Source organism: Acinetobacter sp. YH12068_T, from assembly GCF_024606005.1.
In the GTDB taxonomy this organism is placed as follows: Bacteria; Pseudomonadota; Gammaproteobacteria; order Pseudomonadales; family Moraxellaceae; genus Acinetobacter; species Acinetobacter amyesii.
Map to the genome: position 1 here is coordinate 1209100 of NZ_CP094555.1, position 15554 is coordinate 1224653.

14 protein-coding genes are annotated in these 15554 nt (G+C 40.0%); 6 read left to right on the forward strand and 8 right to left on the reverse strand.

The features are described from left to right. The first annotated feature begins 22 nt into the window (after positions 1-22). The 5 genes from pstC (at position 23) to MST18_RS05965 (ending at position 7426) form a co-directional block, all read left to right on the forward strand. A complete protein-coding gene (gene pstC / locus MST18_RS05945; RefSeq protein ID WP_180133098.1) occupies positions 23-1402 on the forward strand; it encodes a phosphate ABC transporter permease subunit PstC in 1380 nt (459 codons plus the stop codon). Further along, positions 1399-2790, forward strand: a complete 1392-nt coding sequence (gene pstA / locus MST18_RS05950) for a phosphate ABC transporter permease PstA (protein WP_180133099.1) — start codon at positions 1399-1401, stop codon at positions 2788-2790. The genes pstC and pstA overlap by 4 nt, the downstream gene beginning before the upstream one ends. Positions 2791-2803: 13 nt before the next feature. Next, on the forward strand, positions 2804-3727 hold the full coding sequence (gene pstB, locus MST18_RS05955; RefSeq protein WP_218945842.1) for a phosphate ABC transporter ATP-binding protein PstB: 924 nt from the start codon (positions 2804-2806) through the stop codon (positions 3725-3727). 188 nt (positions 3728-3915) lie between these two features. Then, positions 3916-4878 carry a protease SohB gene (gene sohB, locus MST18_RS05960; protein ID WP_078190186.1) on the forward strand — a complete coding sequence of 321 codons (963 nt, stop codon included), beginning with the start codon at positions 3916-3918 and terminating at the stop codon, positions 4876-4878. Between the two features lie 340 nt (positions 4879-5218). Next, positions 5219-7426: an Ig-like domain-containing protein gene (locus MST18_RS05965; RefSeq protein WP_180133100.1), complete on the forward strand. Its 2208-nt coding sequence runs from the start codon at positions 5219-5221 to the stop codon at positions 7424-7426. A 62-nt stretch (positions 7427-7488) separates the two neighbouring features. On the opposite strand, the gene MST18_RS05970 is transcribed toward MST18_RS05965, so the two are convergent. Further along, a complete protein-coding gene (locus MST18_RS05970) occupies positions 7489-8118 on the reverse strand; it encodes a DUF2238 domain-containing protein (protein ID WP_180133101.1) in 630 nt (209 codons plus the stop codon). A 212-nt stretch (positions 8119-8330) separates the two neighbouring features. Between MST18_RS05970 and MST18_RS05975 the strand changes: the two genes are divergently transcribed. Next, complete coding sequence (locus MST18_RS05975; protein ID WP_180133102.1) at positions 8331-8570, forward strand: hypothetical protein; 240 nt, start codon at positions 8331-8333, stop codon at positions 8568-8570. 129 nt (positions 8571-8699) lie between these two features. On the opposite strand, the gene purB is transcribed toward MST18_RS05975, so the two are convergent. From purB to dacC, 7 genes are all read right to left on the reverse strand, one after another. Further along, positions 8700-10088, reverse strand: coding sequence for an adenylosuccinate lyase (purB, locus tag MST18_RS05980; RefSeq protein WP_180133103.1), 1389 nt, complete (start codon positions 10086-10088; stop codon positions 8700-8702). Positions 10089-10144: 56 nt separating this feature from the next. Then, positions 10145-10876, reverse strand: coding sequence for a high frequency lysogenization protein HflD (hflD, locus tag MST18_RS05985; RefSeq protein ID WP_218952734.1), 732 nt, complete (start codon positions 10874-10876; stop codon positions 10145-10147). A 12-nt stretch (positions 10877-10888) separates the two neighbouring features. After that, entirely contained in the window at positions 10889-12025 is a 1137-nt protein-coding gene (mnmA, locus tag MST18_RS05990; protein ID WP_180127220.1) for a tRNA 2-thiouridine(34) synthase MnmA, read from the reverse strand. A gap of 4 nt (positions 12026-12029) precedes the next feature. Then, positions 12030-12515 carry an NUDIX hydrolase gene (locus MST18_RS05995; protein ID WP_180010414.1) on the reverse strand — a complete coding sequence of 162 codons (486 nt, stop codon included), beginning with the start codon at positions 12513-12515 and terminating at the stop codon, positions 12030-12032. Positions 12516-12747: 232 nt separating this feature from the next. Then, on the reverse strand, positions 12748-13380 hold the full coding sequence (locus MST18_RS06000; protein WP_180133105.1) for a hypothetical protein: 633 nt from the start codon (positions 13378-13380) through the stop codon (positions 12748-12750). Between the two features lie 318 nt (positions 13381-13698). Continuing rightward, positions 13699-14229 (reverse strand): gamma carbonic anhydrase family protein, encoded by a 531-nt coding sequence (locus MST18_RS06005; RefSeq protein ID WP_111884219.1) that lies wholly within the window; start codon positions 14227-14229, stop codon positions 13699-13701. A 103-nt stretch (positions 14230-14332) separates the two neighbouring features. Then, positions 14333-15481 (reverse strand): D-alanyl-D-alanine carboxypeptidase PBP5/6, encoded by a 1149-nt coding sequence (dacC, locus tag MST18_RS06010; protein ID WP_111884220.1) that lies wholly within the window; start codon positions 15479-15481, stop codon positions 14333-14335. Positions 15482-15554: the final 73 nt, after the last annotated feature.

Genomic DNA, 15554 nt, shown 5'->3' on the forward strand with positions numbered 1-15554 from the left:
TTGAAGAAACAGTGGAGATTACATGAATCTGCTACTTATTGGTGTGTTGCTCGCAATTATTGCAATCGCTTATCAAATTGGACTGACCAAAAGTCGCAAACTTGCAGGTAAAGGCAATAACTCAGCAATGTTGCATTCACGACCGGGTTATTATGGTGTTTTGGTCGCTTTATGGTGTGGGATTCCCGCTTTTTTAATCTTGATTGTTTGGAATTTAGTTGAACCAAGTATTTTTCAACACGTTATTTTAAATAATGTCCCAGAAAATATTCGTTTAGGTTTAGATCCTGCAAGCACAAGCGTAATGGTTGACCGCGTTCAAGCGATTGCTTCTGGTTTTGGAGTAAGTGATACGCCAGCTGCATATGAACTTGCAGCAGCAGAACAGTTAAAGAAAATTGAAAGCATCGGCTCATATGCAAAATTGGCCGTTGTGATTTGTGCGGCATTGATTGGTTTAGTCCTGGCTAAACGCCGCATCGCAGAAAAATATCGTGCACGTAACCAAGTCGAAAAAGTTATTAATATCGCATTGGCACTGTGTTCGGGGGTCGCAATCCTGACAACAGTTGGCATTGTGATGTCGATGTTCAGTGAAGCTATGCGTTTCTTTAGTTTTGTCAGTCCACTCGATTTCTTCTTGGGCACTGAATGGAACCCAGGTTTTAGTACATCAGGGAATGCCGAAGGTAGTTATGGTTTGCTGCCACTTCTTTGGGGCACACTCATGGTTAGTGGTATTGCACTACTGGTTGCTGTTCCAGTTGGTCTGATGATTGCGATTTATTTGGCTGAATATGCAAAGCCAAGTTTCCGTGCTTGGGCAAAACCTGCCATAGAAGTTCTCGCAGGTATTCCAACCATCGTTTATGGTGTATTTGCCTTAATGATTATTGGACCCTTTGCAAAACAGCTTGGCGCATATATTGGACTCGATATTAATGCAACCAGTGCTCTAACAGCAGGCTTTGTGATGGGGATTATGATTATCCCATTCGTTTCATCATTATCTGATGACATCATTACTCAAGTTCCTCGCGCGCTTCGTGACGGTTCACTCGGTTTGGGTGCAACAAAATCAGAAACTATTCGCCAAGTAGTGATACCTGCAGCTTTGCCGGGCATTATCGGTGCATTCTTATTGGCAGCATCTCGTGCAATTGGTGAAACCATGATTGTGGTACTTGCAGCAGGGAACAGTCCTTTACTACACATTAATCCGCTCGAAGCAGTGTCTACAGTCACCATTACCATCGTAAACCAATTAACAGGTGATACAGACTTTGCGAGTCCTCAAGCATTGGTTGCTTTTGCACTCGGTTTAACACTGTTTGTGATTACCTTAGGGCTGAATATTGTTGCACTGTATATTGTGCGTAAATACCGTGAGCAATACGAATGAGTACGACGAATACATCAAACATGAATCAAAAATTTGATTCACATGCAGCCGCTGAGCTTCGTGAAAAACGTAAGAAAATCATTGAAAACTCTTTGGCGAAAAGACATCGTAAAGAAAAGACCTTCCGTGTCTTGGGCTTTAGTGCAGTAGTGACTGGTTTATTTTTCGTCGTGCTATTGTTTGGCAGTATTTTAGCCAAAGGTTTACCTGCATTTTGGCAAAGCTCAATGACGGTACCTGTGTTTTTTGATCCAAACATTGTCAAAGTTGGTGCGAAACCAATTCAAAAAGAAGGTGAATCACCTGCACAGTTCCAAGAGCGTTACATTGCTTGGCAAACTGAAATGGGCATGGTGGATTGGGATGCGCTCATCGTAAATGGCATCATAGCAAAAGATCCAGCGATTGCCTCACAACGTGATGATCTCAACAGTTTATATACAAGTTCAGAAGCTTATCGCTTACGTGACATGGTAATGGCAGATCCGTCATTGATTGGTCAAAAACAAGATTTTAAAATCCTTGCAGATGCTAATGTCGATGTCTGGTTGGCTGGTAATATTGACCGCAGCTTGCCTGATGAACAGCAACAATTGAGCCCAGAAGTACGCCAAATTGCAGATAAACTTAAAGCTGATGGTGTTATTACTAACTCATTTAATACGGAAATATTTAAGAATCCAGACTCTCGTAGCTCACCTGCAACTTCAGGTTTAGCTGGGGCGTTTATGGGGTCGTTATTTATGATGCTGATCGTGATCATTATTTCGATTCCAATTGGTGTAGCATCTGCAATTTACTTAGAAGAGTTTGCACCTAAAAACTGGATTACCGATGTTGTCGAAGTCAATATTAACAATCTAGCAGCGGTTCCTTCGATTGTCTTTGGTTTGCTTGGTGCAGCGATCTTTATTGGTTGGATGCATATGCCACTTTCGGCTCCTGTGGTTGGTGGTTTAGTCTTAAGTTTGATGACTTTGCCAACGGTCATTATTACCACACGTGCTTCACTAAAAGCTGTTCCTCCATCGATCCGCCAAGCCGCTTTAGGTTTGGGTGCATCACGTTTACAAACTGTATTTCACCACGTCTTGCCACTGGCATTACCAGGTATCTTAACTGGTGCCATTATTGGTGTTGCGCAAGCCCTAGGTGAAACTGCTCCATTATTATTGATTGGTATGAGTGCCTTTGTAGCAAGTGTACCAGCCACTCCTTTAGATCAATCCACTGCATTACCTGTACAAATTTTCCTTTGGCAAGGTAATGAGCTACGTAACTTCTTTGAAGGACGTACCGCAGCAGCAATCATTGTACTTCTTGCTCTCATGATCGGCTTAAACAGTTTAGCCATCTGGTTACGTAAGAAATTTGAAGTACGCTGGTAATTGAGGGCATTATATGAATAGCGTCGTTACAACTGAAAAGAATTCCTTATATCAGGATAAGTCCGTGAATCCAGAACAAACACAATTTACCTCTGCTCAGGGCAGCCAAAAACAAACCAATACTGCGTTTGTGTCACAATTCGATACGCAATCTAGCGCGAAAAAAGATGCGAAATCGAGCAATGTGAAAATCAGTACCAATGATGTGCATGTGTACTATGGCGAATCTGAAGCGATCAAAGGCATTGATCTGAACATTTATGAAAATGAAGTGATCGCCTTTATTGGACCGTCTGGTTGTGGTAAGTCAACTTTCCTGCGTACGCTCAACCGTATGAATGACACGATTGATTCTTGTCGTGTGACAGGACAAGTGCTCATGGATAATCAAGACATCTATGATCCAAATCTTGATGTGGTATTACTGCGTGCTCAAGTTGGCATGGTATTCCAAAAACCAAACCCATTTCCAAAGTCAATTTTTGACAATGTCGCTTATGGTCCTAAACTGCATGGATTGGCGCGTGATAAATACGACATGGAGGAAATAGTTGAAAATAGCCTGCGTAAAGCGGGGCTTTGGGATGAAGTGAAAGACCGTTTGAACCAACCGGGTACGGGGCTTTCAGGTGGTCAGCAGCAACGTCTATGTATTGCGCGAACCATTGCAGTTAGTCCTGAAGTGATTTTGATGGATGAACCTTGTTCAGCACTCGATCCGATTGCAACTGCAAAAGTAGAAGAACTCATCACTGAACTCTCAGCGCAATATACCATTGCGATTGTGACACACTCGATGCAACAAGCAGCACGTGTATCTGACCGTACCGCATATTTCCATTTGGGAGATTTGATTGAAGTGAATTCCACTGAAAAAGTCTTTACCCAACCGGATCATCAATTGACTGAAGCGTATATTACCGGGCGTTTTGGCTAATCTAGTCTGTCTAAAAAAGAGCCGAAAGGCTCTTTTTTATGAAGTCAATAATTAGGTCAAAAAGTCTTGATAAAAATAAAATGCTCAATTTGGCTCAATGAGAATTATTTTCAAAAAATAGATTGAATTTTTGTGATGCAACCCACATGTTATACAACATAAATATGAATTAAATGAGTTTCAATTTTATGCTATTTCATAATCCCAAGTTGCCTGCGGAAATTCGTGTAAGTCACTTAAATGCACGTATTAATGAACAACGAAAAAAAATTGCGCAAACCACTGCATCTAAACTTGAGCTGCTGCAACTAAGCCAACAATTATCAAAAGAAGCGCGCGCACGTAAAAAGAATAACCAAAAAATTTATGTGATCGATTTTAATGGTGATACCGCTGCATCGGCGGTGACAAGCCTTCGTGAAGAAATTACCCTAATCTTAGCGACAGCAAAAGCTGGGCGCGACCGCGTGGTTTTACGTTTAGAGAGCCCAGGCGGGATGGTGCATGGCTATGGTTTAGCTGCTGCACAATTGGTACGTTTACGTGATGCTGGATTTAACTTAACCATTTGCGTGGACAAAGTTGCTGCAAGTGGTGGCTATATGATGGCCTGCATTGCAAATGAAATTGTTTCAGCTCCATTTGCAGTTGTGGGATCGATTGGCGTGGTTGCACAAGTGCCAAACTTTAACCGTTTATTGAAAGAAAAACATATCGATTTTGAACTGTATACAGCAGGTCAGTTCAAACGTACCGTCACTATGTTTGGTGAAAATACGGCTGAAGGTAAAGCCAAATTTGAAGAAGAGTTACAGCAAACGCATAACTTGTTTAAACACTTTGTTGAAAAATACCGTCCTCAGCTTAATGTCGATAAAGTTGCAACAGGTGAGCACTGGTATGGTCAAGATGCCATTGATCTTAATCTAGTCGATAAATTGCAAACGTCAGATGAATATCTGTTAAGTCTTATGCCACAACATGATGTATATATGATTGAAACCCGCAAAAAGCCAACACTTGGTGAGAAGTTGGGCTTACAAGCAGCACAAATTGCGGATTCATTGGTTCCTGCAGTCATGTCTAAAGTGATGGAGTCATTGAGCAAAGCCAATTCGAGTCTCGTGCAGTTGCGTGATCCTAAACTCTAAAATCGTTTTTGTTATGATGTCTTTAAAGCTCACTTCGGTGAGCTTTTTTTATTCTAAATGACACTACTTTGAAAATTGCAGCAAGCGCGGCTAATACACAGCAATCCTTTATAAATACTTAGATAATTTTGATTATCCAAACTTGGCTGAATCTAAAATATTAAAATGGATAGAACCATAGAAACCGCTGTTATTGGCGTAGAATTTAAGGTGGAAAATTAAATAAAAATAATTCTGATGAATTAACATCCAGAATGGTTTGTCTGTTCAGCACCAATTTGATAAGGTACTTAACTAATTATTTATTAGATGTTTATTACATAATAACACTGAGGGCGAAATGACAAAAATTGTCGTGATATCAAAGAAAGATCAAACGATTTTAAAAGAAACTCAGGCCACAAAAATACAAATATCTCAACCGTCCGTTATTCAGTTAGAACTTAAGCCAGCCGATATTCAGTCGATCCATAGGGTAGGTAATCAATGTGTGATTACCCTGAAAAATGGTCAAAAAATCGTGATTGATCATTTTTATACAGATGAATTTAGCTCTGATAATTCTTTGGTTTTACATAGTGGGCCAGAGCAATTTGAGCTAGTCGAAATGGATGTCGATGGCAAAACGGTGAGTTATCGTTCAGTGAATGAATTTGCGCAGCCTTTATCTGCATCGACACAGTTAAATCAGGCGACAACACCTGCTCAAGCTACGGAAGTTGCAAGTGAAGATGATGGTTCGCCATCTCTACTTAAAGCAGGATTGGCGATCTTAGGTGCAGAAGCGGTATATCTTCTAGCATTTGACAAAGAAGATGATAAATCCTCTAGCAATGACAAAACAGCGCCAAGTACGCCAACTGGAAGTTTTGATAGTGACGGAAAAGTCGTGTCCGGTAAGGCGGAAGTGGGTGCAACGGTTTATATCGTAGATGCGAAAGGCAATACGATTGGTCAATCTAAAGCAGATGCCGATGGCAACTATAAAATTACTTTAGATGACGCGATTACAGACGGCAATCGCGTGATTTTGTACGCTAAAGACAAGGCTGGAAATAGTTCTCAATCAATGATTTTAACGGGTAGCAAAGATACTATTGCTCCAGATGCTGCAAATGCACAAGTAGATGAAAGCGGTAAGTTTATCTCCGGTTTAGCGGAAGCGGGTTCAAAAGTAAATGTTTATGCTGCAGATGGCACAACGCTTTTAGGTGGGCCTGTGACTGCGGCAAGTGATGGCAATTTCTCCATTGCATTAAGTGATACTTTACAAGCAGGTGAGACGGCTAAAGTCATTGTAGAAGATAAAGCAGGCAACAAATCTGAAGCGCAGTCAGTTGAGATGGGCAAAGATACGCTTCGACCTGATCAACCTAAGATTGAAGTGAATAAAGCCGGAACTGAACTGGTTGGTACTGCCGAAGCCAATAGCACCATTCAAATATTAGATGCAAATTTACAAGTCATCGCCACCACTACGGTAGATGCCAATGGTCAATTTAAACTAACATTGTCCCCAGCACTGTCGGATAGTAATAAGACAACCATTATTGTGGTTGATGCGGCAGGCAATCAATCGATATCGTTAAATGTCACTGCCGGAACGGATAATACGGCACCCGTTGCACCAACAGCAACAATCAATACAGATGGTACAGAAGTGTCAGGAAGCGCTGAAATTGGTGCCAAAATTACTATTAAAAACAGTGCGGGAAATACACTTGGTACCGCAACTGTTGGTGACGATGGTCGCTATACTGTAAAATTAAGCAGCGCAATAACAGATAATAATATTGTTCAAGTGACTGCGACAGATGCCGCTGGCAATAGCTCAAAGAGCACGCAAGTGATTGGTACAAAGGACACCATTGCGCCATCCGCGCCGACATTGACGACTGTGTATGATGATCGCGAGACGACAAAGCTCACCATTAAACAGGGGGAGAGCACTCAAGATTCAACCCCAAGTTTTGAAGGCAAAGGTGAGGCAAATGCCACGATCACCATTTATAAAAATGGCGTCGCAGTGGCAACGGTCAAAGCAGATACCAGTGGAAAATGGTTGTATACACCAGAATCTGACTTAGCGGCAGGTAAGTATAGCTATAGTTTTACCCAAACGGATCTAGCTGGAAATACCAGTGCCAAAAGCTCAGCATTTGATTTTACCGTCGAAGCGATGACAGTTGCTAAAGCGAGTTTATTCTTGATCTCAGAAGAACAGGCTTCGAATGAATTACATGATCAAGCATCGCAGTTAGTAGATGATAATACTGTGTTTGATGTACTTGCGCAGCACAGTGTGTCGGGCTTTGGCTTAAACGAAATAAGCTCTTTTATTTCTGATGATCAAATCGATTTGAACAGCTTATTGAACAATCAAGAGCCAAACAATACTCTTGATGTAATATCAGATGATTCATCTTATTTAAATGCGTCCATCAATACGGTATCGGGTGGGACAGCAGTTTCGAATGCAGCGTTCCAAACAGCATGGGGCACATTAGATCCTTTAGATCAATCCTTAAATGTGCTACCACTCTATTAATTATTAATACATCCATTCATGAATATAGCGATAAAAAAGCACTCGGATGAGTGCTTTTTTATTTAAGATTTTTTCAGATTGAAATATAAAAGGCCGCCAGTGATCATCGCACCAAATGTTGCAAGCAGCATATCTTTATGCGCATCCCAAATATCACCTTGTTGCCCATTGTAATTTTCAGCGTCCTCTGGTGATAAGCCAATGGCAATCAGCCATTCGATCCATTCATAAAATAAACTGGTCGCCATGACGAATTGTATAACCAATAAAAAGAGTGTTCCGGCTTTTAATTGCGGTAGCCATATTTGAAATATGCGATAAAAGAACGGGTAGAGCAGCAAACCATAGGCAAGATGTACAAGCCGATCATACATATTCCGCGTCCATCCCATGCTTTGGTCAAGGTTGAAACCGAATAGAGCTTGTGTCCATTCAGCATAAGGCACATAAGAATATAAATAATGGGCACCTATGACATGAATCAGTAAAAAGCCAAGATACAGGCAAACTGTTGCGAAACTCAGTCCTATTTTATAGAGGAAAACGAGCAACACGATCAGCATAAACGCTGTGCCGATTTGATGGAGGATATACGCTTCCATTTCTAAAGGTTGGATACTGGCGATCACAATGGCAAGAGTTAATAATGCAAAAGCTAAGATGTGCTTAAGTTTTAATTTGAAATCAATCATGAAAAGACAAAGCTCAAAATTTTTATCGGTGTGCAGTGGTTATAATTCGCGGCAAGTATAGCCATAATGCGATGAAAAGTGTTTGTTAGACGGCGCTAGAATTTGTGCATTATTTTTTCAAATGTCATCAGTTCGCTACTAGGGATAAGTATTTTCAAAAAGATTGTATTAAACTCAGATGAATATCGATGTTTAAGTATTTGGAAGTAACTATGGCCGTTGTTGAGGCATTTATTGCGACTCAAAATTGTTATTTTAACTATGAGTTTGAAGAACTTAATTTAACAGATGATTTTCCAGAAGAGCTCTCTGTGTCTTTGCGCGGCATGATGTTTCGGCATGAGATTCAATATCTCGATGCCACATATTATGTTTATTATTCAGATGTTTTAACAGGCTGTGAATTACAACGGATGAAAGATGATTGGGCGAAATATTGCCCTGCAGAATAAAATTACGTTTAAATTTTCTATCTCCTTGCGGAGCATGCTCCTTATCTCAAAGAGAGAAGAAGTATTATAAATAAAAAACGAGGCATGATGCCTCGTTTTTTTGATCTATCTAAAATTAGATTTTAGAAATCAGATCTTTGAAATTAATTCAGCAATTTGTTTTGCTTGAGTTGCTGCATTACCTGTATATGTTGCAGGTGTCATTTCAGCAAGACGTGCACGGTCAGCAGCTGGAACAGCTTCTAACTCGTTACCATTTACGAAATCAACCATCATTTCGCGAGTCATTGCTTGACCACGAGTGAGGGCTTTAAGTTTTTCGTATGGTTTTTCAACTGCATAACGACGCATAACAGTTTGAATTGGTTCAGCAAGAACTTCTTGAGCATGGTCAAGGTCTTCAAGAATACGTTGAGCATTCAATTCAAGTTTGCCAATACCTTTAGAGCAAGCTTCAAATGCAATCAAACTTTGTGCAAAACCAACACCCATGTTACGAAGCACAGTTGAGTCAGTTAAGTCACGCTGCCAACGAGATACAGGAAGTTTTTCACCAAGGTGAGCCAATACCGCATTCGCAATACCCAAGTTACCTTCAGAGTTTTCGAAGTCAATTGGATTAACTTTATGTGGCATTGTTGAAGAACCAACTTCGCCTTCTTTCAAACGTTGTTTGAAGAAACCAAGTGAGATATAGCCCCAAACGTCACGGTTAAAGTCGATCAAAATCGTATTGAAACGACGTAGCGCATCAAAAAGTTCCGCCATGTAGTCATGTGGTTCGATTTGAGTGGTGTACGGGTTAAATTTTAAGCCTAAAGATTCAACAAATGCTTGTGAATGCGCAGGCCAGTTAATTTCAGGGTAAGCAGAGTAGTGCGCGTTGTAGTTACCTACTGCACCATTGATTTTACCAAGTAATTCAACTTGTTTAAATTGTTTGATTTGACGTGCAAGGCGGTAAGCCACGTTCGCCATTTCTTTACCCAAAGTTGTTGGGCTTGCAGTTTGACCGTGTGTACGAGACAACATTGGTTGTTCAGCGTGTTGTTCAGCCAAAGCAACGATTGAATCGATGATTTGCTGCATTGCTGCAACTAAAACTTCACGGCCATTTTTAAGCATTAAAGCGTGAGACAAGTTGTTGATGTCTTCTGATGTACATGCAAAGTGAATAAATTCGCCTGCATTTTTAAGCTCATCGATATGTGCGATTTGCTCTTTTAAGAAGTACTCAACTGCTTTTACGTCATGGTTTGTTGTACGTTCAATTTCTTTAATACGGTTTGCATTGTCTTCAGAGAAATTTGCAACGATTGCGTCAAGTGCAGCATTCGTTTCAGCACTGAATGCAGGAACTTCGGTGATTTCAGGACGGTTTGCAAGCGCTTGTAACCAACGCACTTCAACAGTCACACGAGCATGGATTAAACCAAACTCAGAGAGGAAGGGACGTAGAGCATCACATTTGCTTGCGTAACGTCCATCTAATGGAGAAAGTGCGGTTAAAGCGTTCATAGCGATTCCTTAAATTTTGGAATTAAACGTAAAACAAAAAGCCCGTACTGCATCAGTTAAACCACCTGATACTGTAAACGGGCAAGATCTTGAATATCTTGTAGTAGCTTGCGCTTACTGAAAATCATACCCCATGAGCTACCACCGAGCTGACGCCATAAATGTGCCATTTGTAAGCCGGTAAATAAGGTGGCGCGAATGCGATTGGTATGAGAGGTGTCTTTAAATGCTTCGGCATTACCACGAACCATAATACGTGGATTAATTTGGCCAGCAGTTTCAATATAGGTTTGCGCTAAATTGGCAATGATACTTGGATGTAAATAATTATTATCGAAAAAGGAAAGCTGTCTTAGAATTTTTTGTTGGGATTGTTTGATGATTTCGACAAATTTAGGATTGCTATAGACTTTCTTTTCTAACTGCAATAACGCCATCGCATACGTCATGGGTAGCTTGGTATTGGCAAGTTTAGGAAGTCTAGATTTGGGAGAAGTATTGAAGGGCTGAGTAATGCTACTTTCTAAGGTTTTTAATCCCAGTGAAATATCCGCCAAACCACTAAAAAAATCGAGCGTCTGACTAGACTGATTCGACTTAGGACGGATATTTAAACTGGCTTTAATGAGATGTTCAAAATAAAAGTTACCGCTTTCCCCGATACTCTGCTGCCCAGTCAATGCAGTCATATGCGTAAGCTGTGTAGCTTGAAAAACAGCAGCTAACGCCAATGCGCGATTTTGGCGAGTATTCAGAGTCTGAGGCTGTTGAAACGGTAACTCTGTCATCCGAAACAATCCTTATGAAATAAAATCCGGTTTAGGGGCATTGGTATGATGAATCACACCACCCCCTAAACAAACTTCACCGGTGTAGAACACCACACTTTGACCCGGTGTAACAGCACGTTGTGGCTCATCGAATTCGACACGCACACCATTTGGCGCTGTAGAGTCTTTAAATAATGTACAGTCTTGGTCAGGCTGACGATAACGAGTTTTCGCTGTGCAGCGGAAACCTGATTCAGGAATCTCTTGTTCACCAGCCACCCAATCAATCGCTTCAGACCATAAAATGGTGCTTTGCATGAGTGGATGTTCATGACCTTGACCAACGACTAGGCGGTTACCCTCAATGTCTTTGTGAAGTACAAACCAAGCGCCTTCTTCAGCACCTTTTAGACCACCAAGACCGATGCCACCACGTTGGCCGAGCGTATAGTACATTAAGCCGTGATGTTCACCAACCTCTTTACCCGTGTCTAAGACGATTTTTCCGGGTTGAGCAGGTAAATATTGCTTTAAGAAGTCATTAAATCGACGTTCGCCAATAAAGCAGATGCCAGTAGAGTCTTTTTTCTTCGCAGTGGCTAAACCAAGTTCTTCAGCGATTTTACGCACTTGTGGTTTTTCAATTTCACCTACAGGGAACAAAGTTTTGTTAATTTCACGACCATGCACTGCATGTAGGAAATAGGTTTGGTCTTTATTGTTGTCTAGGCCACGCAGTAGAGGTGCATACTCTTCACCACGTGAATTTTTTAGCGTTTCACCACGGCGGCAATAATGGCCTGTCGCAATAAAGTCAGCACCTAAGTTCACAGCATGGTCAAGAAATGCACGGAATTTAATTTCTTTATTGCAGAGAATATCTGGATTTGGTGTACGACCAGCGGCATATTCTTCTAAAAAATGCTCAAAGACACGGTCCCAATATTCCATCGCAAAGTTTGCGGTATGAAGTTTGATACCAATTTTGTCACAAACAGCTTGAGCATCGGCAAGATCTTCCATTGCCGTACAGTATTCCGTGCCGTCATCTTCTTCCCAGTTTTTCATGAAAAGACCTTCAACTTGATAACCTTGTTGAAGTAAAAGTGCTGCAGATACAGAAGAATCTACACCACCAGACATACCGACGATGACACGTTGTTGCATAGGATTAAGCATCCAAATTTGAAATTAAGGGAGAATTTTGGTGCTCGTAAATGAGCGATAAAGGAAATTTTTGACCTGAAAGAGCATCTTGTACAGCTTTGATGACTAATGGACTGCGCGCACGGGCAGACTCAATGAGTTCATCAAGCGTCATCCATACTGCACCGACAATACCTGTGTCTAACTGTGCATCGGAATGGTACTGAATGTCCTTAGCTAAGAAACAAAAACGGAAATAAGTACGATCAGGGAACATCGGAGGAGTATAAGTATACATGCCTAGAAGATTCGTGATTTCTACATCGTGACCTGTTTCTTCCATGGTTTCTCGAATGGCTGCTTCAATAATGGTTTCGCCAGCTTCAACATGACCTGCAGGTTGATTAAATACAGTATGAGTCACACCTTCTGTATGTTCTTCAACAAATAGGAATTTTCCGTCTTTTTCAACGACTGTCGCAACAGTGACGTGAGCAGTCCAAGCGGTCATAGAAAAGCACCATGGGGTAAAAACGCTATTCTACAAAATTTAGGGAGCGGTGGCTATGATGGGAGGTGAATTCTTTGGAGAGAGATATTTTTTAGCGTAGAAATTTATGGAACACTGTTTCATAAATGGGGTTGGAAACAATGAATCATAAAAAGCCCTGAACAGTTGATATAGGCTTTTTTTGTAATATGCATATGATTAATTTTAAAAAATAATTAATACATGCACTATTTCAATTGTTACTTTCAATTGCCATTTCATAAGAACCCTGAAATTGGAACTTCATTGTTTCATCTGTAGTCGAGTTAATGAATTTTTCCATTTGTTCTTTATACTCACCATGTCCTGATTTATACATAGCTAATAAATATCCCCATTTAGCATACGGATAGGCTGGATCATCTTTGGGGATAGTCTTTAATTCATTCCTTATACCTTCTGCTACTTTACTCTGACAAGATCGCAGGTCATTTTGCGGATATTTCAAAATTTGCATTAGTTCACAGTGCTTAAATAATTTAGCTTGAGTTGGTCTCTCATTGAGTTGTTTCTTATTTAATTCATAAGCCTCTTGATACATTTCTAAAGAGAGATAAATATTCATTTCTATTTTTTCTCGCTCATTTTGAGCTTGGATTTTTTTTACATCTAATAAAATATTTTTTAATTTTTCTTTAGATTTAGGGTTATGAATGTCTATATCATTCATTAATGTTCTGTATTTTTGGATGATAATATCATCTGATAGGGATATTTTTTGTTCTTCTACAACTTCATTTTTCTTTGGAATCTCTTGTGCATTAGAGCATCCAGTTATAGTGAAAACTGTACTAAAAAGAATAGTTAAAATTAGATATTTTTTCATGAAATACGTCTAGCAGCCGAAGTTAATGTGAATGTATGTGTTGTAAATCTTGGATTTGGATAAATTATTCAGCCATCTAATTTGGCTTCATATCCCATTTGCATTTCAACTTTAATTAAAGATGAAATTTTCTTGATTAAACTGACTTTTTACAATTTTTTTATTACAGACTTCATTTTCTATTTTTAAGTTTTTTTCTAATAAATTTAGAACACTTGCATTTCTCTAAATATTTTCATTAGTTGCTACAATAGCAAGTAATGCTAGACCTACCTGAGTTTTCATTTTTTTACATAAAAATCTTATGCAAAATCTATTTTATTTATAATTCCCCGACACCTTCACATAATTCTGCGCTGAATAAGGCAAGAACGCTTTTTCTTTATCTGTTAAAGGTCGAACTTTCTTAACGGGACTGCCCACATATAAATAACCACTTTCTAAAACTTTATTGGGTGGGACAAGTGAACCAGCACCAATCATCACATCATCTTCAACAATTACATCATCTAAAATAATCGTACCTATACCGACTAAAACACGATTACCAATAGTACAGCCATGCAATTTTACATGATGACCAATTGTGACATCTTCACCAATAATCAGTGGAGAACCCTCAGGCTTATCGGCTTTTTTATGACTCACATGCAACATTGAGTGATCTTGCACATTAGAGTTTTTACCAATACGAATATGGTTTACATCACCACGAATCACAGCAAATGGCCAAACAGAGACATTTTCAGCCAATACAACATCGCCAATCACCACTGACATTTCATCGATATAGCAAGAGTCAGCAATACGTGGAACAGTGTCTAAATAAGGGCGAATGTTTTGGCTCATAGGAAAGTCATCTACAGGTTTTTAGGCAGTATAAAATAAAAAAGCACCTAGACCGAAATCTAGATGCTTTCACTTTAGTCTTAATATCGAGTTTTCATCAAACTTAGAATAAGTTGCTAAAGAATTGTTTGATGTGATCAATCATTTTTGCAAAGAAACCAGCTTCTTCTACATTTTGTAGAGCAACAAGTGGTTTTTCAGCAATGACTTTGCCATTAAGCGTTGCAACGTATTTACCGACCACTTGACCTTGTTTTAAAGGAGCAGTTAATTTTGGTTGAACAACCAATTGAGTTTTAATGGCGTTCGCTTCGCCTTTAGGCATCGTCACGTTAAAGTTTTCAGCTAGACCTACTTGAACTTGATTGTCTTTACCGTACCAAACTTTTGCTTTTGCAAGCACTTGTTTAGCAGGTTGAACTTTTACAGTTTCAAAGTTTGCATAACCCCAAGCTAAAATTTCACGTGTTTGAGATGCACGTTCGTTCATGCTTGGCGCACCAAAGATCACTGAAATTAAACGTAAAGGACCACGTTTAGCTGAAGTCGTTAAGCAGTAGCCCGCTTCTTCAGTATGGCCAGTTTTTAAACCATCTACACTTGGGTCAGTATAAAGCAGGGCATTACGGTTGCCTTGCTTAATGCCATTGAACGTAAATTCTTTTTCAGAATAGATCGGATAGTATTTTGAACTGTCATGAATGATATGTTGCGCAAGAGTCGCCATATCTTTGGCAGTCGAGAAATGTCCTTCAGCTGGCATACCTGTCGCATTGATGAATTGAGTATTCACCATGCCAATACGTTTCGCTTCTTGGTTCATCATGTGGGCAAAGGTGCCTTCATTGCCAGCAATATGTTCTGCCATAGCTTTAGAAGCATCGTTACCCGACTGAATGATAATGCCACGTAACATTTCTAATGCAGTTGCAGTACCGTTGAGCGGAACGTACATACATGACTCAGTGCTGCTGCCGCGACACCAAGCCGACTCATTCATACGTACTTTTTCATTTTCAGTTAGTTCACCGCTTAATAACTTTTGCTCAATGATGTAACTGGTCATCATTTTTGTCATTGAAGCAGGAGCTAATTTTTCGTTTTCATTTTTAGAAGCAAGGATTTGCCCTGTCTCATAGTCCATCAGCACATAAGATTTATTATTTAATTCAGGTGGTGCAGAAAGGACAGTTGCCGCGAATGAAAAACTAGGTGCAAGTAGTAATGCGGCAAGGGCGGTTTTTCGGGTCATTCTGGGTGGTTCCAATAACTTAGGTATAAGCACAAAGAGCCTAGCATTTTAGGACAAAGCTAGGCGGACTGCT

Coding starts and splice junctions, on each gene's coding strand:
- MST18_RS05975 (WP_180133102.1), top strand. CDS start 8,331: ATGGCCGTTGTTGAGGCATTTATTGCGACTCAAAATTGTTATTTTAAC.
- purB (WP_180133103.1), bottom strand. CDS start 10,088: ATGAACGCTTTAACCGCACTTTCTCCATTAGATGGACGTTACGCAAGC.
- sohB (WP_078190186.1), top strand. CDS start 3,916: ATGCTATTTCATAATCCCAAGTTGCCTGCGGAAATTCGTGTAAGTCAC.
- dacC (WP_111884220.1), bottom strand. CDS start 15,481: ATGACCCGAAAAACCGCCCTTGCCGCATTACTACTTGCACCTAGTTTT.
- MST18_RS05970 (WP_180133101.1), bottom strand. CDS start 8,118: ATGATTGATTTCAAATTAAAACTTAAGCACATCTTAGCTTTTGCATTA.
- MST18_RS06000 (WP_180133105.1), bottom strand. CDS start 13,380: ATGAAAAAATATCTAATTTTAACTATTCTTTTTAGTACAGTTTTCACT.
- MST18_RS05965 (WP_180133100.1), top strand. CDS start 5,219: ATGACAAAAATTGTCGTGATATCAAAGAAAGATCAAACGATTTTAAAA.
- pstC (WP_180133098.1), top strand. CDS start 23: ATGAATCTGCTACTTATTGGTGTGTTGCTCGCAATTATTGCAATCGCT.
- hflD (WP_218952734.1), bottom strand. CDS start 10,876: ATGACAGAGTTACCGTTTCAACAGCCTCAGACTCTGAATACTCGCCAA.
- MST18_RS06005 (WP_111884219.1), bottom strand. CDS start 14,229: ATGAGCCAAAACATTCGCCCTTATTTAGACACTGTTCCACGTATTGCT.
- MST18_RS05995 (WP_180010414.1), bottom strand. CDS start 12,515: ATGACCGCTTGGACTGCTCACGTCACTGTTGCGACAGTCGTTGAAAAA.
- pstB (WP_218945842.1), top strand. CDS start 2,804: ATGAATAGCGTCGTTACAACTGAAAAGAATTCCTTATATCAGGATAAG.
- mnmA (WP_180127220.1), bottom strand. CDS start 12,025: ATGCAACAACGTGTCATCGTCGGTATGTCTGGTGGTGTAGATTCTTCT.
- pstA (WP_180133099.1), top strand. CDS start 1,399: ATGAGTACGACGAATACATCAAACATGAATCAAAAATTTGATTCACAT.